This is a genomic window from Vibrio sp. S17_S38 (assembly GCF_014694375.1).
Classification (GTDB): domain Bacteria; phylum Pseudomonadota; class Gammaproteobacteria; order Enterobacterales; family Vibrionaceae; genus Vibrio.
Genome location: NZ_JAAUWW010000008.1, coordinates 130,352 through 151,578, shown reverse-complemented (window position 1 = coordinate 151,578; position 21,227 = coordinate 130,352). Strand labels below are relative to the sequence as shown.

Genomic DNA, 21,227 nt, shown 5'->3' with positions numbered 1-21,227 from the left:
GTTAAATTCCCGTCATCCTGAAAAGTGACGAAGAATGCAGCTCAGGAGCACCTACTGCTAGTTTGAATTTCAACATGTTGTTGGAGTTCCCAAACAGCTCGTGCCTCGATTTTGGGATGACAGCGTTAAATTCCCGTCATCCTGAAAAGTGACGAAGGAACGCAGTTCAGGATCTCCAACCATCAACTTGAATGTTAATTTTTAGTCTTGTTTATGAGCGGTTGCTGGCAAAAACATGCTCAGCAATATAGCGGTGATCCCACCTGCAGAGACACCAGATGAGAAAATACTTTTGATCACATCAGGCATAAATTGCAGAATTTCTGGTTTTTGCGCAATACCAAGTCCCATAGAGAAAGACAACGCCATGATCAAAATCGCGCGACGATCAAGATCAACTCGCGAAATGATGCGCACACCAGCAGCTGCAATGGTGCCGAACATCACGATGGTGGCTCCGCCCAAAACTGGCTCAGGAATTAGCTGCACAAAATTAGCCACACCTGGGAATAAGCCTAATAAAACCAACATTGCCGAGATGAAGTAACCGACATAACGACTCGCAACACCTGTGAGCATAATGATGCCGTTATTTTGGCTGAAAGTTGAGTTAGGAAAGCTATTGAAAATTGCCGCAATGGCTGAGTTCAAACCATCGGCTAAAACACCACCCTTAATGCGTTTTAAATAAATTGGACCATCAACCGGTTCACCTGATACTTCAGAGGTCGCGGTAATATCACCAATGGCTTCTAGAGCCGTGATCAAAAAGATCAGAACCAGTGGGATAAATAAAGACCAATCAAAATCAAGGCCAAACTGCATTGGGATCGGTAGTGCAATCATTTTGTGTGTAGTGGGTTGGCTGAAATCTAGCATGCCCATAAAGTAGGCGGCAATACAGCCAGCAAACATGGCAATCACAATGGATGCTACGCGTAAGTATGGATTTTTAGCACGGTTTAATATCACAATTAAGCCTAATACTATTCCCGCTAAAGCCAAGTTATCTAAGCTGCCAAAAGTATTATTGGCCATCGCACCATAGCCACCACCAATGGAAACTAACCCAATTTGAATCAAGGTTAAGCCAATGAGCGTTACCACAATACCAGACACTAATGGCGTAATGATTTTTTGAGCGTACTGCAAAATACGAGAAAGCAGAATTTCAGCGCTAGAAGCGACTAAAATGGTACCAAAAATGGCGGCCATCATGGTTTCAATCGATGCGCCTCCAGCTTTAAGCGATAAACCTGCCCCGATAATTGGACCGAGGAAGTTAAAGCTGGTGCCTTGGATCGAAAGTAGCCCTGAACCAATTGGCCCAATAGTTCGAATTTGAATAAAAGAACAAATTCCAGATGCAAATAAAGACATGCTAATGATGGTATTGGTTTGATCAGTTGGCACGCCCAAAGATTGGCAAATAATAAGAGAAGGCGTGATCACAGCAACAAACATGGCTAACAAATGTTGTAAGGCTGCAAATAACGTTTGCGGTAGCGGTGGGCGTTCATTGAGTTGGTAGACTAATTCAGTTGGGCGCGGTGCATTGGGCGTGTTCATGGGGATCCTTTATTCCGCAAGAATATTGACTAAGTAGTCAGTATATTAAGATGCGTATTATAGGAATTTGACACTAAAAAGCAAACGTTTGCCTTTTTTGAGTGGAACGGGACAGGTATTAAATTTGTCACCTTGAAAAATGATGAAGGAGTCCAGTTCAGGTTTTTTTGCGTAATTAGAATTTCAACGAGTTGTTGGATATCCCAATAGCATGTACCTTACTTTTGAGATGACAAACGATTCTTAAGCCTTAACATAAATATCTCGATCGCCAAGCCACCTTGAAATTATCGCCTTAGCATTTTGGGGATATTGTTGGTGAATATGGCGTGCGATGCGTTGTACTTCGGGGATCAAGTATTGGTCTCTCATGAGCTCGGCGATTTTAAAATCAGCTACTCCTGTTTGTTTCGTGCCAAGTACTTCTCCAGGACCCCGAATTTCCAAATCTTTTTGTGCAATGACAAAACCATCATTGCTTTCGCGTAGTACACCTAAGCGCTTTTGGGCTGTTTTCGATAATGGTGCGTGATAAAGTAATACACAGTGGCTGGCGACTGAACCTCGTCCCACTCGACCACGTAATTGGTGTAATTGAGATAACCCTAAACGCTCAGGGTTTTCGATGATCATTAAGCTGGCATTAGGTACATCCACTCCAACTTCAATCACGGTGGTCGCAACTAATAACTGTAGCTCGCCTTGTTTGAACTGTTGCATAACCCGTTGTTTTTCGGCTGGCTTCATCCGTCCATGAACTAAACCAATATTAAGTTCAGGTAATTGACGCTGTAATTCTTCGGCCGTATCAGCCGCCGCTTGTGCTTCTAATACTTCAGATTCATCAATTAAAGTACACACCCAATACGCTTGCTTGCCTTCTTTTCCATCCGCGACAGAGCCGCAGGCTAAACGGACTCGTTCTACAATATCTTGGCGGCGAGTATCGGCAATCGCCACTGTTTGAATAGGTGTTCTCCCCGGTGGAAGCTCGTCAATCACCGAGGTTTCAAGATCGGCATAGGCTGTCATAGCGAGGGTTCGGGGAATCGGTGTCGCCGTCATAATTAATTGATGTGGATAATTGGCGGTTTGATTATTACCGATGTGTTTTTTGCCTTTTTCTCGCAGCTCTAATCGTTGATGGACACCAAATCGATGCTGTTCATCGATGATCACTAAGGCTAAATGATCAAATACGACCTGTTCTTGGAATAGCGCATGAGTGCCAACTACCATTTTTGCTTCGCCAGACTTAATCGTATCCAACTGTGTTTGCTTGGCTTTACCTTTTATTTTTCCTGATAGCCAGCCAACTTTGATGCCGAGAGGCTCTAACCACTGCGCAAAATTAATTGCATGCTGTTCTGCTAGTAATTCCGTTGGTGCCATTAATGCCACTTGATAACCTTGTTCTAGTGCCTGCGTTGCCGCCAATACTGCAACTAAGGTTTTACCTGAACCAACATCGCCTTGTACTAAACGCATCATTGGGTGAGGTTTGATCAAATCGCTTTCGATCTCTTGCACCACTCGTGCTTGTGCATTGGTCGGAGTAAAAGGCAAGGTGGCGAGTAGTTGCTGTTTAAGTGTTCCAGAGCAGGTCAGTGGCAGCGCTGAGTCTTGTTGCCCTTGGCTACGAATATCTAACATGGACAGATTTTGTGCCAATAGTTCTTCCATGATTAAGCGGCGTTGAGCGGGATGTTTACCTTGCTCAAACTCTTGCATATTCAAACTAGGATGCGGGCGATGAATAATATGCAGCGCTTGATTTAGTGAAATTTGATGATCGTATAAACCATTGGGTAACAGTTCACCCACGGCGGCTTTATCAAGCAGATCTAATGCTTGGTCAGTGAGGTTTTTTAAGGTGGTTTGACGCAGACCTTCGGTGGTTGGATAAATTGGGGTTAGCGTTTGTTCAAGCTCTGGGCCATCTTCACTGGTAATGAAATGATAATCTGGATGCATGATTTCAAGCCCGATCCCGCCACGCTTTATTTCACCATAAGCATAAAGAAGGCGACCTTCAGCAAAGCTGTTTTTCATACCAGCATTAAAATTGAAAAAGCGTAACGTGACGGTGCCATTGCCATCACTGATTTTAACTGTCAGCATTTTTCGGCGCCCGAAATGGGTATCGCAATGCATCACTTTACCTTGAACGGCAGCAAATAATCCTGCATGCAATTGTGGCATTGGGTAAATACGAGTGCGATCTTCATAACGTAACGGAAGATGAAACAGCAGATCTTGAATGGTTTTCAGCCCAATTTTACTGAGTTTTTCCGCTACTTTTGCACCAACACCTGAAAGTGAAGAGAGAGGCATAGCAGATAACAAGGTGGCATTGGGCATGAATATTCTCTTATGAGTGCAATGGTGAACTTGTGCAAAATTAGGCGCTAAATTTATTTGTAGCGAATGCCTTTATTTTGTCCATCTGGCATACTTTTAAAGCGCTTATGCACCCACATCCATTGATCTCCGCCACGCAAAATGAGTTTCTCAACTACTTGATTCATTACGCGTGCAGCACCTTCAGCATCTCGACGTGGAAATTGATGGCTAATATCTTGTTCAATTCTGAAGTCATAACGAAAGCCAGTTCTAAAGCATGAAACAGGTAGAACTGCGCATTTGCTGGCATCAATTAATACACCTGTACCCATGGTGGTGCTGGCTTCATCTACTGCAAATAAAGGGACGAAGACCGCATTCTTTGAGCCATAATCATGATCAGGAAGATAAAATAGTTTTTTACCTTTACGCAGAACTTTCAGCATGCCTTTGACGTCTTTACGATCGACCATAATGTTACCAAAACGAGTACGGCCCCAATGCTGAATATAGTTGTAAGCTGGATTGTCATGCGGTCGATATACGCCATAGCCAGGAGAGAATAACGAACAGCAGCGAGCGGTCAGCTCTACGTTTAATGCATGCACTCCACAGATCAATGTTCCTCGACCTTCATCTTCAAACTTGGTTAAACGATCGACGTGGTGATATCCCACAATTCGCTTTAAACGCCAGTTTGGCCAAAACCAAGCGATGGCGCTTTCAAATAAAGCAAAGCCAGTATTTTTGAAGTTTTCTTTTACAATATAATCGCGGCGAGTGTTGCTGAGTTCGGGAAAACAGAGGTCCAAATTTCGACGAGCAACATGAACACGCTTTTTGGCGACGAACATGGCAAAGAGACCTAATCCACGCCCAAGCCAAAATTGAACACGGTAAGGTAAAATGTTGACTAACAATGCTAATAAACCAAAGCCAAACCATACCCCCCAGTATTTAGGGTGTAATAAAGACAGTGAAAACTTTGGCGGAATGAAGTTCACTAAAGATTCTGATTGAGGCGAAGCTTTTTTATCTGACATCTTATTACTCTATTTGTGCTCTTAATAATTCCCAGTACTGCTCAAAATTCGCCATTGGCTGATACTTAAAATCAGAACGAACAAAGCGGTTTAAGCTGCCTTCGACTTGCCCGAGTAATTGAGCGGCGAGAACCGACTCACTAACCGGAAAGCTTTTTCCTTCTCGTAATTGGCGTTCGCGTAATATTTGACGCAACTGGGCTTCAATTCGGTCAAATAATTGGTTGATACGACTACGCAGGCGCTCATTTTCAAACATAAGAGCATGACCTGACATAATACGAGATAATCCAGGATTACGTTCAGCAAAGGCAAGTAATAATTGTAGAACTAAACGGATACGTTTGAGCGTGTCTTTTTCTTCATCGAGAATACGGTTGATACGGGACAATAGCGCATCTTCGATAAATTCAATTAAACCTTCAAACATTCTCGCTTTGCTAGGAAAGTGACGATATAGCGCCGCTTCTGAAACACCGACTTGTTTAGCCAGTTTTGCGGTAGTAATGCGTGAAGCGCCATCGGTTGATTCCAGCATCTGGGCTAAGGCTTGCAAAATCTCTTCGCGGCGATTGTGTTTTTTAGGGCCAGCCATGGGGCGATTTCCTTTGATTATTTGGTTTAAAGCGAATATTGGTAAGTTTCATCCGTCCTGCAGCGCAATAGGGTGATCCTAAACTGCTTATTCTTCACTTTTGGGATGACGAATAAGCTATTAGCTTTTCCCTGAATGTCCGAAACCGCCTTCTCCACGATCACTTTCATTAAAATCTTCAACCAGATTAAACTCAGCTTGGATGACAGGAACAAACATTAACTGAGCAATTCGATCGCCCGGTTCAATGGTAAAGGTATCTTGGCCTCTATTCCACACTGAAACCATCAATTGCCCCTGATAATCGGAGTCAATTAAACCCACTAAATTACCCAATACAATACCGTGCTTATGACCTAAACCTGAGCGAGGTAGGATGGTGGCCGCTAAACTAGGATCGCCAATATGAATGGCAAGACCGGTTGGAACTAAATGAGTTTGGCCTGGTTCAACCGTCAGCGCGTCATCTAAACAAGCTCGTAAATCTAAGCCTGCAGAACCTTCAGTTGCATAAGCAGGAAGTGGAAATTGTTTGCCAATACGACTGTCGAGGATTTTTAAATCAATTTTTTTCATAATATTCAGATCTATCTGTAAAAGAATCAGTAATAAAAAGTATTGGTTTTTGGTTTAACGTAGCCAACAAACCTGCAGCTTTAAGTCTAAGGCGTAAATCGTTCAGCAATAATCTTAAGTAATTGCTGGGCCAATTGTAGTTTACTGGCAACGGCGAGGTTTTTATCACCATCTTGCCAATAAATATGCAGAGCATTGTCATCACTATTGAAACCTAAACCTTGCTGTGAAACATCATTAGCGCAAATCATATCTAGATTTTTTCGAGCAAGTTTTCCACGTGCATAGTGCTCGACATCTTGTGTTTCTGCTGCAAACCCGACTGTGAATGGACGGTTTTCTTTAAGCGCTGCAATTGATGCGACAATGTCTGGATTTTTCACCATGGTAATGGTCATCTCATCATTATCACTGGTTTTCTTGATTTTTTGATTCGCTACTTGGCTTGGTCGATAATCAGCGACTGCCGCGCAGCCAATAAAAACTTGATGGGTCGTGGCTTGTTGCATGGAAGCTTGAAACATCGATTGAGCACTATCAACATTAATTCGATTGACATTACTCGGTGTAGCCAGTGAAACCGGGCCACTAATTAACGTTACTTGTGCACCCATTTGAGCGGCAGCTTGTGCAATGGCAAAGCCCATCTTGCCCGAACTATGGTTTGAAATATAACGCACCGGATCAATGGCTTCACGTGTCGGCCCTGCAGTTATCGCAATGCTTATACCGCTAAGAGGCTTAGGTCCGAAAAACTGTTCGCATAAACCAACCAGTTGCATTGGTTCTAGCATTCGTCCGTAACCAATATCACCACAGGCTTGTTGCCCTGCAGCGGGCCCCCACATCATCATGCCACGTTGACTTAACGCATTGATATTTTCTTGAGTAGCAGTGTTGGCATACATTTGTTGATTCATCGCTGGCGCTACTGCAACTGGAGCATCAGACGCTAAAATGAGAGTGGAAAGTAAATCATTGCCCATACCAGCACGTAGGCGAGCGATCAGATCGGCGGTTGCAGGGGCAAGCAAGATTAAATCTGCCCACTTTGCCAGTTCAATATGTCCCATCGAGGCTTCGGCTGCAGGATCTAATAAACTCATCGATACTGGTTTTCCAGACACCGCTTGCATCGTTAAAGGCGTGATGAATTCTTGGGCTGCAGGAGTCATTACCACTTGAACTTGCGCACCGCGTTCAATTAAACGACGGGTTAGATCTGCACATTTGTAAGCTGCGATACCACCGCTGATCCCAAGTAGAATATTTTTTCCTGCTAGAGTTTGGATTATTGAGGCTTGCGGTATTGTTGTCGTAGGGGCGGTAATATTTAGATCTGACATAACCATTCTCATCGATGAAATCTAAGCCAACTTTACCATAGGTTTTGTAAAATGGTGTTGCACAAAACCTATAATTTTTCGTTAAATTTATAAAATAATCATATATAACTTGATGTGATGGGTATGCGCTTACTCTCATTAGTTTTGATAATAGTGCAATGCAGCTTCATTTTTAAGATTAAAGGCATGAATAAATAGATTGTATTTGTATCTATTCATACAGGCTGCTTTTATCCGGTTATCTTTTATTTATAGATTACCGTTATGTCATTAAAGTCGTTACCTCAAGAGTCTCGTCCAAGAGAAAAACTTCTCGCTCGTGGAGCCGAATCGCTTTCAGATGCTGAATTACTCGCTATTTTCCTGCGTACAGGTTTACAAGGAATGAATGTAATTGAACTCGCCGATTATTTGCTAAAAAAATTTGGGTCATTAAGAGCATTGTTATCATCCACTCAAACGGAATTTTGTGCACATAAAGGACTAGGACCGGCCAAGTATACTCAACTGCAAGCCGTCGTTGAAATGACCAAGCGTTATTTAGCTGAAACGATGAAAAGAGGGGATGCGCTCACTAGCCCTGAAAGTACTAAGCAATATTTAAGCAGCGTATTACGAGATCGGCATCGAGAAGCTTTCTATGTCTTGTTTCTCGATAATCAGCACCGAGTTATTCATGGTGAAATCATGTTTGAAGGTACAATTGATGCCGCTTCGGTTTACCCAAGAGAAATAGTGAAACAAGCTATACATTATAATGCAGCGGCTTTAATTTTGGCTCATAACCATCCCTCGGGAATTGCTGAACCAAGTAATGCTGATGAGCGAATTACCAAACGGTTAGTCAATGCACTTGCCCTGGTGGATATTCGAATTCTAGATCACTTTGTTATTGGTGATGGAGAAGTAGTATCGTTCGCTGAAAGGGGATTAATGTGAGGATAAAAAGGTGAATAACTTAAATTACACTTGAATGGGGAAAATAGATGGCCTTTTCGCTTGTGAGTCCGAGAAAATCTGCTACAATCCCGCCACTATTTTTTAGAACCTGATTCAGCTCTTTGTTCTAATACAAAAAAGCGTTTAAAAAACTGCCCTGTTCAAAAAAAGATCGCGTTTTTCCTGAAAAGGATCCGTACAGGTCTTGAGCAATGCAACTCAAGTTAGTATAATGCGCGACCTTTGATAGCCTTGGTATGGTTTTTTCCATAGCGGTTTTTGCCCCAAGGTGATATCGAGCTGAAACGATTTGGAGAAGACATTCATGTCCCGAGTATGCCAAGTAACTGGTAAGCGTCCTGTAACGGGTAACAACCGTTCACACGCACGAAATGCTACCAAGCGTCGTTTTCTGCCGAACCTACAAACTCACCGTTTTTGGGTAGAAAGCGAAAAACGCTTTGTTAAACTACGTCTAACTGCTAAGGGTATGCGTATTATTGATAAGAAAGGCATCGATGCTGTTCTTGTTGATGTCCGTGCTCGTGGCGAGAACGTATAAGAGGAATTGAACAATGGCTAAAGGCATTCGTGAGAAAATCCGTCTAGTATCATCTGCTGGAACTGGTCACTTCTACACAACTGACAAAAACAAACGTAACATGCCAGGTAAATTTGAGATCAAGAAATTTGATCCAGTAGTTCGCCAGCACGTTATGTACAAAGAAGCTAAAATCAAGTAATTGGTTTTACCTTTTTTAAAAATTAAAACCCAGACTACTTCGGTAGGCTGGGTTTTTTGTATATTCGTATTATGAGATACAGGAGCATTCATGCCTGAACTACCAGAAGTCGAAGTCAGCCGGATGGGGATCACTCCGTACCTTCTAGGCCAAACAATTAAAACGATCCAAGTTCGCCAACCTAAATTACGCTGGCCAGTACCAGAAGAGATTCTTTTACTGCAAGGACAACGTATTCTTACCATTTCTCGCCGTGCTAAATATCTCATCATAGAAACGGACCAAGGCTGCGCAATCATTCATTTAGGCATGTCGGGGAATTTACGAGTATTAGATTCTTTGATTGCCCCCAACAAACATGATCATGTAGATCTTATTTTAGATAATGGCAAAGTTTTACGTTATCACGATCCTCGCCGTTTTGGCGCTTGGCTGTGGTGTGAAAAAGGCACAGAGCATCAAGTCATGGCGCATCTTGGCCCTGAGCCTTTAACGGAAGAGTTTAATGCTAAATATTTGTTTGAGAAGTCACGCAATAAGAAGGTAGTAACAAAGCAATTCATTATGGACAATAAAATCGTGGTGGGTGTCGGCAATATTTACGCGAGTGAATCTTTGTTCAGCGCTCAGATCCATCCCAAAACCCCTGCTAACAAACTAACGTTAAAGCAAATTACTTTATTAGTCGCAGAGATTAAAAAAGTACTGGCACGCGCTATTGAACAAGGTGGCACGACATTAAAAGATTTTAATCAAGTCGATGGAAAACCGGGGTATTTTGCACAAGAATTACAAGTGTACGGTAAAGCCGGAAAACCTTGCCCAATTTGCTTAACCTTGATTAGCGAAGAGAAAATAGGGCAAAGAAATAGTTTTTACTGTGAGCGTTGTCAGAAGTAATTTAGCGTCCCTTAAGAGCAATCTGATAAAAGGTTAAAAATCTAAAAAGCGGGATCATTTTTTTCAGTATAATTTCAAGGCGAGAAATGAGAAGGCTGAAATATTGTTTTGTTTTTTAAGTGGAGATATTTATTTTCGGGATGGTAATAGGATAACCGGGAATTACCTTCAGATAGGTAATTCTCATTGGATAAAGTTATCATTTATTACTCTTTTGGGGTTTAAATTGAGTGCTCAGATACTGTAATCGTCTTTTATATAGATCACTGGACATATAGCTATTGGTATAAGTTTGTTTAGATATTAATGAATGAGAAAAAACATCAAAATCATCTTTTGTTAAAGCATGCTTATTTGTCATTTTTATGTCACTAGTTGAGCGTAAAAAAATAGACAGTTTTTCAGTGGATAGGTGCTCTTTTAATGATTCGTAAAAGAAGTAACCAGTAGAAAAATAGGGCATAAATCCTAGCTTTTCAGCATTGATTATAGCTTGTGAGTTTTGGGGTGAATCCTTGCCTATTAAAGCATTATTTATAAGTGATAACTTTCCCGATATGAACAACGAATATTCTCTTGGTTTGAAAATATAGTTTATGATTTTAGCTAGCGTATCATTAATAATGGGGGACGCTTTGGGTGAGGCGATAAACCAGACTTCAATTGGACGAGTATTATTGTATTTATGTTTGAAAGTGAATAAACCACAATGACTAGAAGCTTCTTTTAGCCAAAAGGATAAGGGCTGTAAGCAAAAAGTTGTCGCATCTGCCCAAATACCACCATATTTGCTTAAAAGGTATAGCCGTAAAATATCTGACTTTATGGCTGGTAAGCAGTGTATACTTGATAGATTAAAAATACAGTTGAAATCAAAATCTATGTATTCATTAATATTGTCATTGCTTAATAATCTTATTTCATAATCAGGATTCATGTTTTTCCAGGAGCTTACACTTTTGTGTACGACATCTGGTGCATTATCGAAACCTGAATCCCAAAAAATCCAAATTATTTTAGGTATATCATTATTATTTATTGTTTTTTTTGTTGGCTCTAATAATTTATTTAACGACTGGTTTGCTCTATCTGATAACTTTTTCTTTTGTTCTTCTGAATTAAAGCTATGATCAATATTAATATTTAAAATATGATTATATAGTCGGTTAATCATGGAAGAATATTTCCTTAATGGGGCTATTCTTCTATCTAATGATTTTATCTGCTTAGAAAATTTCATAGAAATCTATCTTTTTTGAGTTAGTTTATTTTGTATTTTTTGAGTGACATACGGATGCAAAAACTGCTTAACATCACCACCATGAATCGCCACTTCTCGTACTATCGTTGACGATAAAAATGCGAACTCTTCAGTTGGGGTTAAAAATACACTTTCTAATTCTGGCATCAGTTTCTTATACATACTGGTTAAGCCAAATTCGTACTCATAATCGATAGTGGTACGAAGCCCGCGAATTAAAATATCGGTTTTTTGCTGTCTTGCAAAATCCACTAGTAAGCCGGAAAATCCAATAACAGTGACGTTCTTTAGATGTTTAGTCACTTCTGTCACCATATCAACCCGTTCTTGCAGATTAAACATAGTGTTTTTACTTGGGCTTTCAGCAATTGCTACAATGACATGATCAAACAAGCGTGCACTGCGTTTGATCAAATCAAAATGCCCATTAGTAATGGGATCAAACGTGCCTGGATAAATCGCTTTAGTCGTAAGTTTAGTCATCTTGTATCCGTTTATATTATTTGGCAGCAACTTCGGTGTAGAGCTGTTTGTATAAAGAAGCAGTATAAGCGATATCAAATTGTTTTAGCTTTTCGTTACCACCTTTTTGTAGCTGAAGGCGCAGTACTTTATCATTTTCTAAGCGATCGATGCATTGAGCAAGTTGTTGATGATCACCTGCTTCACATAAAAGCCCCGATTGCTCATGATCAATAATGTCGGGTATTCCGCCAGCATTGGAACCAATAACCGGTAAGCCAGCGCCCATTGCTTCAAGAATAACCGAGCCTAAACCTTCTGAATAAGAAGGGTGAATCAGTAGATCAGCAGCTGCAAACCAATTTCCCATGTCACGTTGTTTACCCATAAATTGAATATTGGTTAGTCCAGTCGCTTCTCTTTCTAATTTTTCTCTTTCAGGCCCATCACCAAGTAATAAAAATTGCACTCTTGGATTTTGGATACCAAGTTTTTTTGCAGCAGCAACAGTGACATCAAATCCCTTATGTTTCAGCATGTTTGCTGCATGAATGACAATGAATTTACCATGATAACGGCTCGATATTTCATCTACTTTATTTTGATCAATCGCGTAGTGAACAGGAGAGCTTGGTATTTTATGAATCTTATTCAACGGATTAAATTCAGACATTCTAGTGACGATTTCTCTACTTAATCCGATTAACGCAGAGGCTTTACGATAAGCTAGTTTTGATAGCCATTTATCCTTCATTGGATTATCAATTCTTCGAGTTACAATATAAGGAACGCCATACAACAGATGTTGTATTAGAGCCCAGTAAATAGCTCGTCCTTCATGCACATGAATAACAATGCAATCTTGAGTAATGCTTTTTTTGTGTGATTTGGTGAAGTGAGTGGCAAGAATAATTTGGCAACCAAGCTTCCTCACTTCCTTTACCAGTTCACTTCTAGGATTCATAACCACAGTGAGTTGATAGCCTTCACTTACTTGTTGCTTGATCAGCTGCAAAGTTTGGCGCTCACCACCGCTAAAGCCAGAAGCAAGATTAACGTGACAAATCTTCATAATATTCGTATTACCCTTTAACAAGCGAACTTACCAAACTTTCTTAAAGTCAGCTTTTTCTAATACTTTAGGATCGCGCTGGAATTCTAAAAGTTTTGCATATTTTAAGTAGCTGTTAAGAGCAGAGCTTAGTGCTACGGTCATTCCATCAACACCACCTAAAAAACCTTTTTGAAAAAAGTACTTTCGAATAAATGCATTGATACCATGAGTAAACGGTGAAAGCGCATTGGCTCGCTTGCCTTTCTCATACATGATTTTGGCTGCTCGGCCACTAAAGTTACGACCTGGTTTGGCAAACAGCTGGCCAATATCTTCAAATGAATAATGAATAATATCGGCATCTAAACGATCGGGGTTACGGGCTTGAACCGCGGCATGTTGTTTAACTGGGGCAAAGCGTGTTTTATTTTTGTTATATAAGCGGATACAAAAATCAGGATACCAGCCACATTGTTTGATCCAACGACTACCAATGTAATTACGGCGTCGAAGAGCAAAAGCATCGTGCTTTGTATTTTCTAGATTAAGCGCTTGGATTGCGATTACGGCTTCCGGTGTTAGCCGCTCATCTGCATCTAAACTTAGGATCCAATCGTTACTGGAATAATCTAAGCCTACATTTTTTTGAATGCCATCGCCTAAATAAGCTTGATGAATGACTTTTGCTCCAAGGCTTTCTGCAATTTTAACTGTATCGTCGGTACTTTCTGAGTCGACAATAATAATCTCAGAACAAACTTGCTGTAGTGACTCAATGCACTCTTTTATATTTCTAGATTCGTTAAGAGTAATAACAACGCCAGTGATCATAAATTATGCCTATTAAAGTTTAAAAAGATCGGTAGTTAATCGGTTATTTTTAATGTGCTAGTTATTTTATCAAACATAGCTATAACAGACTCACTAGATATAAAAGTCATAGCATTTTTATTTTTAACTCTAGTCCGCCACGGTAACTTATCAATTGTATGATTATTCTCCATAGCGATAGCTTGCTCATAAGCTGAAACTATAAAATCACGATATTGATAAGGACCTGTTCTTTGGGGGTTATGGTGAGCATATAAGCCAATAACTGGTGTGTTCATCGCATTGGCCATATGGGTTGGTCCTGTATCTGGCGCTATGACTAAATCAGCATTATCAATAAGAGCGAGCATTTGTTTTATGCTGCTTTTACCGACTAAATTAGTCACATTAAAGACTTGTGATTGGATGCTTTCAGCTAAGTCTAACTCTATCTGTGCAGGGCTGCCGGCTAAAATAATATTCCAACCTAAATATTGGGCATGCTCAATTACCGCAGCGTATCCTTGAGGCGTCCAGTTTTTATAAGCTTTACTGGCAGCCGGAACTATAATCAAGTTTTTATGTTTCGATAAATCATTTGGGTCAATAAGGTATTGTTTAGCCCACTGGTTGTCTTCATCTGTATAAGGAATAGACCAAATAGGAGTTGTATCCATCACACCAAGCGTGGTTGCAAAAGCAAGCAACCCATCTAAAACGTGCGGTACTTGAGGAGAAGGGACCTTGACATTGGTAAAGCAAGTTTGAAAATCTTGGCTACGTTTGGCATCAAATCCTAGCTTATATTTAGCTTTTATCCCTAGCGTTGCAATACTTGCTCTTAAGGCATATTGCATATGTAGTAAAGCATCAAACTTTTCACTTTTAAGTTGTTTCCAGAGAGATAAATAGCCCTTAATCCCTTCTTTTTTATTGAAAATAACAACGTTAACATTGGGGAGGTCATGAATTAATTGGGATTCTATTTTACTGGTTATCCAAGTTATCTTAGTGGTTGGCCATTGGCGTTGAATGCATTGTACTGCTGCTATTGTATTACATACGTCACCAATAGCGGATAAACGTAAGATACAGATAGAATTTGGCGCGGTAGTAAAAAGGGGCATAATAAAACCAATGTCCTAACAGTATGAAAAAATAAATCCACATAACCGAACTACCTAGTTCGGTTAAGGTTTAAAGGCCTATTTTTGTTGATTGAGTAAAGAACGAATATACATATCCTGTAATTTATCATAATCACTTAAAAAATCAGGATCGGGATTATTTACGGCTACAGGCTTCGTATGAATAAGATCATCATCCCAAAGGTAAAGTTCTTGTGGTCGGCTTTTCGAATAAGCACCACTTAAATTGATGACATGTGTTTCATTATAGCCAATATTATCGATAGCTTGAGTGCTCAGTAAATTTTGGCCACCCAGAGTAATGTATTGAGAATCAGACAGACTAAAATGATACAGGGTCGGGAATATGTCTCGATGCGAACCGATTCGATTTTTTATATATTTATGCGGAACTTGTTGCAAGATTTTTTTAGGAATATGCAGATAAAAAGGTACACCATAGCTAATGGCGAATTCATTTTTTAAGTCCATTTTAATACTGCGCATATGGTGATCGCCCGATGCCGCAATCAGGGTATTATCACCCAGTTTTGAATGTTTGATCGACTCAATGAAGTTTCCTAATGAATTACTTGCATATTGGTAGGTTTCTTCTGACGTTAAAGCTTCTTCAGGGCTATTACTTATATTGCCTTTCAATCGTTGGGTTAAACGTACTGGTTTCGGCTGGTAAGTGTTTGGTAGTTTATAAGGAGGATGATTAGTTAATGACATCATAAATATCATTTGTGGCTTTTTAGCTGTTTCTAATAAGTGGTGGGCAAATTTGAAGGCATATTCATCTGCCAATCCCCATTCTGATTGTGTCTTTTTAGCTTCAGGGTATTGAGATAAAATAGCCGCTTCATCATAGAAATTGTCAAAGCCCTGATAGCGTAAATATTCTCCCGAATTTCTCCAGCCACTATCACCTGCATAAATAAAGCTAATTTCATAGCCTGCATTTTTATATGGAATGGTTGCAAGACTATCGAGTTTTATTTTTTTATATGATGATTGGCTAATAGAAGCATGGTTGCTCTGAGTTAGCATCATCATAATGCTGGTCCAAGTACCGCTAGTACCCGCTTGAAAACGCTTGAAAGTGAAATCTTCATTGAAGTGATGACGCAAAGAGCCCAATAGGTCATTACTATTTTTATCATCATCAATCAGGTAGTTAGTCCCCATACTTTCCATTAAAACGATAAAAACATTAGGCTTGTTTTTCGCTAAATAGTCATTCTTCGGAGTATGATAAATAGGATTATCTTTCCCGATTACTTTTCTCATTTGATTCGTTAATTCTGAGCTATCAATAGGAAGGAAGTTTTCTTCTTTTTCATGATCTTTACGAGCCCAATCCATTGCCATAAAAGCATTAGGCGTTACTTTATTTAATGGTATGAAACTAGATACATTGGCATCGTATCGACCTAAAGGAAACGCTCCTAAAGCCCCGCGAGCTAACAAGAAAAAAACTAAGACACTAATCAACGCAGTAATAGATACTCGGGTTTTTGATGGGACGGGTGATGCAGTGACAGATAAGGACTTATTAGCTTTTCTAAGTAGATACAAACTGAGTATGGTAATAAAAATAGCAAAGAATACTGAACGTAAAACGGGATAATCCTGCCACATACTGATTGCTACTGCTTGGGTATCATCATCAATAAAACCAAACATAAAGACATCAAAAAAATTACCATAAGTTTTATAGAAGTAATAATTTCCAATGGAGAATGCGACCAAAAGAAAGAAAATAACAGCGGAATAATATTGACTTATAGAGTCATATCGACGCTGCCATCGTTCATCATTCGCACTAATGCAACCTAAGAGAAACAATGGCATAAAAGCGATAACAGAAACTTTTAAATCAAAGCGTAAGCCGACCACTGTTGATAGCCAGAAATCCTGTGTATACTGCAATAGTTCATTGAAATTAGTGATGTTAAGCAAGAATACAACCCTAGCTAAACCAAGAACAAGGGTTGAGATTAAAATTGCAATGATTATTTGACGTAAATTTTGAATGAAATGGATTCTAAACATGTTTTTCTACCATAAAATAGTTGTGCGTATTTTATAGAATATTGATTATTTTGTCGATTAATTGATGGTGATTACAGCATGGTGTTTTGGCTCGAAGTTCTTCAATAACTGAATATTTGGTTTTATGAAAGTATTAGAAACGGTAAGCAGTAAAGCTTGGTACAATGAAACTTTAGTTTTAGACGCTATGGATTCGTATTTTGATCCAGAATATTGGAAGCGAATCGGGAAGGTCATTGGTTCGGCACAAGGGCGTGGAATTACCTGGTTTGTACAGACGGAGCAAATGCCAGCAGCATTACGGCATTATCGACGTGGTGGATTATTTGGAAAAATAATTAGTGATACTTATTGGTTTACAAGTTGGGAAAAAACAAGGAGCTTTCAAGAATTTATTTTACTTGAACATTTAATCAAACAAGGAGTCCATGTCCCCCAACCGATCGCTGCACGAGCAATGAAAAAAGGGTGCTGTTATCAAGCTGATATTTTGACTCAAAAAATCCCAAATGCACAAGACTTAGTTGAGTTATTACAACTAAATTCAATCCCCCTTACTTTGTATGAAAAAATTGGTCAGGAAGTGAAAAAATTACATCAAGCCAATGTGAATCATACAGATTTGAATATTCATAATATTTTGGTCGATACGAATGGCAAAGTTTGGATTATCGATTTTGATAAGTGCCATATAGAAAAGAATGGTAATAACATCAGCTGGAAGCAAAATAACCTTGAACGGTTGTTACGTTCGTTTAAAAAAGAGCTAATAAAGCGTCAAATTAACTGGAATCAAGAGTCTGATTGGCAAGCATTGCTAGTGGGTTACTCCAATTAATCTACTTTTAGTAATTAAGCAGGCTTCATTTGAAATCTTATAAATTCCCACTGACATTTAAGCAAAAACTACATATCCATGGTTGGGGTATTTTAATTAATGCTCTAATTGCAATGCTGATTGCCGTTCAATATTTTTTGTACCTTCCCGCATTTCCTCAAGATGGATTGAGTACTAGCTTTATTGTGGCAGGAACGTGGAGCCAAATGACGTTATTGGCAGCCCTAATTGGTTTAATTAGTATTCCTTCATTATGGTTACCGAATTTTGCTCGTCGTAGTTTGATTGCCATTATTGCTTCGATTGCACTTGCTGGCTTGGTGGTTGATACCTTTGTATTTGCTCAATATCGATTCCATATGAATGCCGTTGTCGTGGAGCTGGTATTTTCTGGCGATGTAGTCGATTTTCCACTTATTACTTGGTTAATGACGATGATAGGCCTTACCGCTTTAATATCATTCCAGTATTGGTTAGTCTGCTTTATAGAAAGCCAGCCAGCATTAACAAAAAAACGATTAGGTCGAAAGTTCGTATTTCTCACTTTTGTTTGTCTACTATTTACTAATGGTGTCCATATTTGGGCATCCGCTTATGCTTACCAACCAGTGAATATCGTCAAGCAGTATTTACCTTTGTTTCAACCAGCAACCGCAAATAGCTTTATGAGAAAGCACGGTTGGATTGATGAGCAAGCGGTTGAGCGTCAAAAATCAATGGCATTAGAAGGCAATAGCGATTTAAGTTATCCACTATCTTCTTTAAAAACAAAAGCGGTAGATAAACCTGTTAATATTGTTTTCTTGGTGGTTGATTCTTGGAGGGCGGATACTTTTAATGCTGATAACACGCCAAATCTTTGGCAGTTTTCACAAACAGGTGAGCGTTTTTATAATCATATTTCAACGGGGAATGCGACTCGAACCGGGATATTTGGTCTTTTCTATGGGCTTCCAGGAACGTATTGGCATGGTTTCTTAGCTAATCATAAAGCCCCTGTATTGATGGATCGCTTACAACAACTTAATTATCAAATTGGCTTATTTGCGTCAGCTAAATTAACGGCCCCTGAATTTAATCAAACAGTGTTTGCAAGTCTGAAAAACATACGTATTGGTTCAAAAGGATCAACCCCCTCGGCTCGTGATATTGATCTAACAAAAGATTGGCTTTCATGGTATGACAAGCGTAATAAATCAAAACCAACATTTTCATTTTTGTTTTATGATGCACCACATGGCTATGACTTTCCTAAAGGATACCCACATCAATATCAACCTATGTTGAAAACATTAAACTACCTCAATTTGAACAATAAAACAGATCCAGGGCCTTTAATAAATCGTTATAAAACCAGTGTTCATTTTGTTGATAGTTTAGCTAAGAAGGTGTTGGATAAATTAAAATCAACAGGCGAGTTGGATAATACTCTAGTCATTATAACTGGAGATCATGCACAAGAACTCAATGACAACAAACTAAATTACTGGGGGCATAATAGTAATTTTACCCCAGCCCAAACTCAAGTACCATTTGTTATGGTTGGTCCGAAAGTACCAAAAAACTTTGCAAAAGGTTGGGGGGATAACTTCAGCAGCCATGAAGATGTAGCGCCTACTATTGCGAAAAACTACCTTGGTGTCGAAAATAAAATAAGTGATTACTCTACCGGAATTGATTTATTTGATAAACCACAAGATCGCCCATGGGTGATGGTTTCGAGCTATAGTGGTTATGGCGTTGTTTCTCATGACTCGATTCTAGACGTTGGGGCGGCTGGTCAATATCAGTTTATGGATATCACGAATCATCCTAAAGATGATCAACCTAATTACCAATATCTGCAACAAGCGTTAGAGCAGATTAGCCGATTTAGGAAGTAGAATGATTTTAAATACAATATTAAAGAGTTATTCTTTTTGTAAGGCAACAAAAAGAATTCATTATGACGTAGAAATAATGAACTATTTTTTTAAAAAAAAATGGAGATTTTTGACTAAATATTATCAAAATAAAATTATATATAGATATGGTTGTGAAATTGACCCTGGAGCTCAAATTGATAAAACGGTAAAATTTTTTCATATCGTAGGTGTTGTTATCGGTGATTTTGCAATACTTAAAAATAATGTATCTATTTTTCAAAATGTGACTATTGGAGCCAACATAGGAATTAACGGGCAAGGCAGCAAAAGTGATATGCCAATTATTGAGGATTCTGTAATTATTTATGCTGGTTCTGTCGTGGTCGGCGGTATCACCATAGGAAATAACTCCATTGTGGCTGCTAATAGTACTGTTACTAAAAATGTACCCCCAAACAGTTTGGTTACAGGACGGAATATGATAACTAAGATCGAGAATTAGAAATGAAAGTAGCAGTAGTTGTCAGCTGTTTAAAGCTTGGAGGGATGGAAAGGGTTGCGGTTAATCTTGCCGATGCTTTTGCATATTCTGGGTATGATAGCCACTTGATATATTTTAAAAATAGACAAAAACAAATATTGCCTAGAAATGAAGCGGTTAAATTACACCTTTTTGACTTGAAAAAATGGGTGCTATTGACTGGTGTTGGCAGCTTATGGTTTCTTATTTGTAAATTAATCAATATATTTTTCCGCAAAACCTTTCCTCATTTTTTTGCGTATGCTCAGGCTATTGCATTTCGTTATAAGTTGCGAAAATTGGAGAAAAAAAATGGCCGTTTTGATTTGATTGTATTTCGCGGACAAGGGACATTTGGACAAATTTGGCCATTTAAAGATGATCGTTTTGTTTTCGTTTGTGAAAGTGTGCAAAATAAACATTTATATGCAGGTTTATCTCGATGGGTATTTTCATCATTATTTGAAAATCGAAATGTTGCTTGTGTATCGAATGGCGCTAAGGATAGTTTCTTGGATCTAACTAAAGAGCACAAGATAGATTGTCGGACTGTTTCACAAATTAGTAACCCGAATGATTATCAAATGATCAGAAAAGATGCATTACAACCGATTGACATCGATCTACTACACCCAAATCCTTATATTTTAGGATTAGGTCGCCTGGTACCTTTAAAAAATTTCACCTTACTTATTCAGGCTTATCATTATGCTCGTCTTCATTTTGGTTTGGAGCAAGATCTAGTGATCGTCGGAGAAGGGAAAGATAGAGAGCATCTTGAAAAAAAAGTATCAGAACTGGGCTTACATCAGAATGTTTTTTTCAAGGGATCACAAACTAATCCATTTCCTTGGTATAAACAAGCAGACCTATTTGTTCTTAGTTCAAAATCTGAAGGTTTAGGAATGGTTCTAATTGAAGCATTAGCCTGTGGAACTCGAGTAGTTTCAACGGATTGTCCTGGAGGTGTCAGGGATATTATGCAAGGTGAATTGAGTCGATTTTTAGCCGAACAAGATGAGATCTCTTTAGCAAAAAAAATTCAATTATCATTAAATCACGCTCCTAGTGAGGCGTTAAATGATGATATAAACAAGGCACTAATTAGATTTGATCAAGACTTTATTGTTGAACAATATGTACAGGAATTCATACAGTAAATATTAATTGTTTTGTTT

The 21,227-nt window shown here is 39.1% G+C and carries 20 protein-coding genes; 8 read left to right on the top strand and 12 right to left on the bottom strand.

Going from position 1 to position 21,227, the window contains the following annotated elements:
- Positions 1-201: 201 nt before the first annotated feature.
- From HC725_RS08435 to coaBC, 6 genes are all read right to left on the bottom strand, one after another.
- On the bottom strand, positions 202-1,569 hold the full coding sequence (locus HC725_RS08435) for a uracil-xanthine permease family protein (RefSeq protein WP_190331373.1): 1,368 nt from the start codon (positions 1,567-1,569) through the stop codon (positions 202-204).
- 243 nt (positions 1,570-1,812) lie between these two features.
- On the bottom strand, positions 1,813-3,930 hold the full coding sequence (recG, locus tag HC725_RS08430; protein WP_190331372.1) for an ATP-dependent DNA helicase RecG: 2,118 nt from the start codon (positions 3,928-3,930) through the stop codon (positions 1,813-1,815).
- A gap of 53 nt (positions 3,931-3,983) precedes the next feature.
- The gene (gene lpxL, locus HC725_RS08425) at positions 3,984-4,955 is read right to left on the bottom strand and encodes an LpxL/LpxP family Kdo(2)-lipid IV(A) lauroyl/palmitoleoyl acyltransferase (RefSeq protein ID WP_190331371.1); all 972 of its coding nucleotides are present in this window, start codon (positions 4,953-4,955) and stop codon (positions 3,984-3,986) included.
- Positions 4,956-4,959: 4 nt separating this feature from the next.
- The gene (gene slmA / locus HC725_RS08420; RefSeq protein WP_190331370.1) at positions 4,960-5,550 is read right to left on the bottom strand and encodes a nucleoid occlusion factor SlmA; all 591 of its coding nucleotides are present in this window, start codon (positions 5,548-5,550) and stop codon (positions 4,960-4,962) included.
- Positions 5,551-5,670: 120 nt separating this feature from the next.
- Positions 5,671-6,126 carry a dUTP diphosphatase gene (gene dut, locus HC725_RS08415; protein ID WP_194687905.1) on the bottom strand — a complete coding sequence of 152 codons (456 nt, stop codon included), beginning with the start codon at positions 6,124-6,126 and terminating at the stop codon, positions 5,671-5,673.
- A gap of 86 nt (positions 6,127-6,212) precedes the next feature.
- The gene (coaBC, locus tag HC725_RS08410; RefSeq protein ID WP_190331384.1) at positions 6,213-7,418 is read right to left on the bottom strand and encodes a bifunctional phosphopantothenoylcysteine decarboxylase/phosphopantothenate--cysteine ligase CoaBC; all 1,206 of its coding nucleotides are present in this window, start codon (positions 7,416-7,418) and stop codon (positions 6,213-6,215) included.
- Positions 7,419-7,736: 318 nt separating this feature from the next.
- Here coaBC and radC point away from each other — a divergent pair, with 318 nt between their 5' ends.
- From radC to mutM, 4 genes are all read left to right on the top strand, one after another.
- On the top strand, positions 7,737-8,411 hold the full coding sequence (radC, locus tag HC725_RS08405) for a RadC family protein (RefSeq protein WP_190331369.1): 675 nt from the start codon (positions 7,737-7,739) through the stop codon (positions 8,409-8,411).
- Between the two features lie 325 nt (positions 8,412-8,736).
- On the top strand, positions 8,737-8,973 hold the full coding sequence (gene rpmB, locus HC725_RS08400; RefSeq protein WP_076589033.1) for a 50S ribosomal protein L28: 237 nt from the start codon (positions 8,737-8,739) through the stop codon (positions 8,971-8,973).
- 13 nt (positions 8,974-8,986) lie between these two features.
- Complete coding sequence (gene rpmG, locus HC725_RS08395; protein WP_002535344.1) at positions 8,987-9,154, top strand: 50S ribosomal protein L33; 168 nt, start codon at positions 8,987-8,989, stop codon at positions 9,152-9,154.
- Positions 9,155-9,244: 90 nt separating this feature from the next.
- Positions 9,245-10,054, top strand: coding sequence for a bifunctional DNA-formamidopyrimidine glycosylase/DNA-(apurinic or apyrimidinic site) lyase (gene mutM, locus HC725_RS08390; RefSeq protein WP_190331368.1), 810 nt, complete (start codon positions 9,245-9,247; stop codon positions 10,052-10,054).
- Between the two features lie 199 nt (positions 10,055-10,253).
- On the opposite strand, the gene HC725_RS08385 is transcribed toward mutM, so the two are convergent.
- The 6 genes from HC725_RS08385 to HC725_RS08360 all read right to left on the bottom strand — a co-directional run bounded on the left by HC725_RS08385 (position 10,254) and on the right by HC725_RS08360 (position 16,826).
- Entirely contained in the window at positions 10,254-11,294 is a 1,041-nt protein-coding gene (locus tag HC725_RS08385; RefSeq protein WP_190331367.1) for a capsular polysaccharide synthesis protein, read from the bottom strand.
- A 6-nt stretch (positions 11,295-11,300) separates the two neighbouring features.
- Complete coding sequence (gene coaD / locus HC725_RS08380) at positions 11,301-11,798, bottom strand: pantetheine-phosphate adenylyltransferase (protein ID WP_190331366.1); 498 nt, start codon at positions 11,796-11,798, stop codon at positions 11,301-11,303.
- A 16-nt stretch (positions 11,799-11,814) separates the two neighbouring features.
- Positions 11,815-12,849, bottom strand: a complete 1,035-nt coding sequence (locus HC725_RS08375) for a glycosyltransferase family 4 protein (RefSeq protein WP_190331365.1) — start codon at positions 12,847-12,849, stop codon at positions 11,815-11,817.
- A gap of 30 nt (positions 12,850-12,879) precedes the next feature.
- Positions 12,880-13,662 carry a glycosyltransferase family 2 protein gene (locus HC725_RS08370; RefSeq protein ID WP_190331364.1) on the bottom strand — a complete coding sequence of 261 codons (783 nt, stop codon included), beginning with the start codon at positions 13,660-13,662 and terminating at the stop codon, positions 12,880-12,882.
- Between the two features lie 35 nt (positions 13,663-13,697).
- A complete protein-coding gene (locus tag HC725_RS08365; RefSeq protein WP_190331363.1) occupies positions 13,698-14,768 on the bottom strand; it encodes a glycosyltransferase family 9 protein in 1,071 nt (356 codons plus the stop codon).
- Between the two features lie 78 nt (positions 14,769-14,846).
- Positions 14,847-16,826, bottom strand: a complete 1,980-nt coding sequence (locus HC725_RS08360; RefSeq protein ID WP_194687903.1) for an LTA synthase family protein — start codon at positions 16,824-16,826, stop codon at positions 14,847-14,849.
- 124 nt (positions 16,827-16,950) lie between these two features.
- Here HC725_RS08360 and HC725_RS08355 point away from each other — a divergent pair, with 124 nt between their 5' ends.
- The 4 genes from HC725_RS08355 to HC725_RS08340 are packed head-to-tail and all read left to right on the top strand — an operon-like array spanning position 16,951 to position 21,209.
- Positions 16,951-17,664 carry a 3-deoxy-D-manno-octulosonic acid kinase gene (locus HC725_RS08355; RefSeq protein ID WP_190331362.1) on the top strand — a complete coding sequence of 238 codons (714 nt, stop codon included), beginning with the start codon at positions 16,951-16,953 and terminating at the stop codon, positions 17,662-17,664.
- Between the two features lie 50 nt (positions 17,665-17,714).
- Positions 17,715-19,547 (top strand): DUF3413 domain-containing protein, encoded by a 1,833-nt coding sequence (locus HC725_RS08350; RefSeq protein ID WP_190331382.1) that lies wholly within the window; start codon positions 17,715-17,717, stop codon positions 19,545-19,547.
- Position 19,548: 1 nt separating this feature from the next.
- Positions 19,549-20,031 (top strand): serine O-acetyltransferase, encoded by a 483-nt coding sequence (locus HC725_RS08345; RefSeq protein ID WP_190331361.1) that lies wholly within the window; start codon positions 19,549-19,551, stop codon positions 20,029-20,031.
- A 2-nt stretch (positions 20,032-20,033) separates the two neighbouring features.
- Entirely contained in the window at positions 20,034-21,209 is a 1,176-nt protein-coding gene (locus HC725_RS08340) for a glycosyltransferase (protein ID WP_190331360.1), read from the top strand.
- The last annotated feature ends 18 nt before the right edge of the window (positions 21,210-21,227 follow it).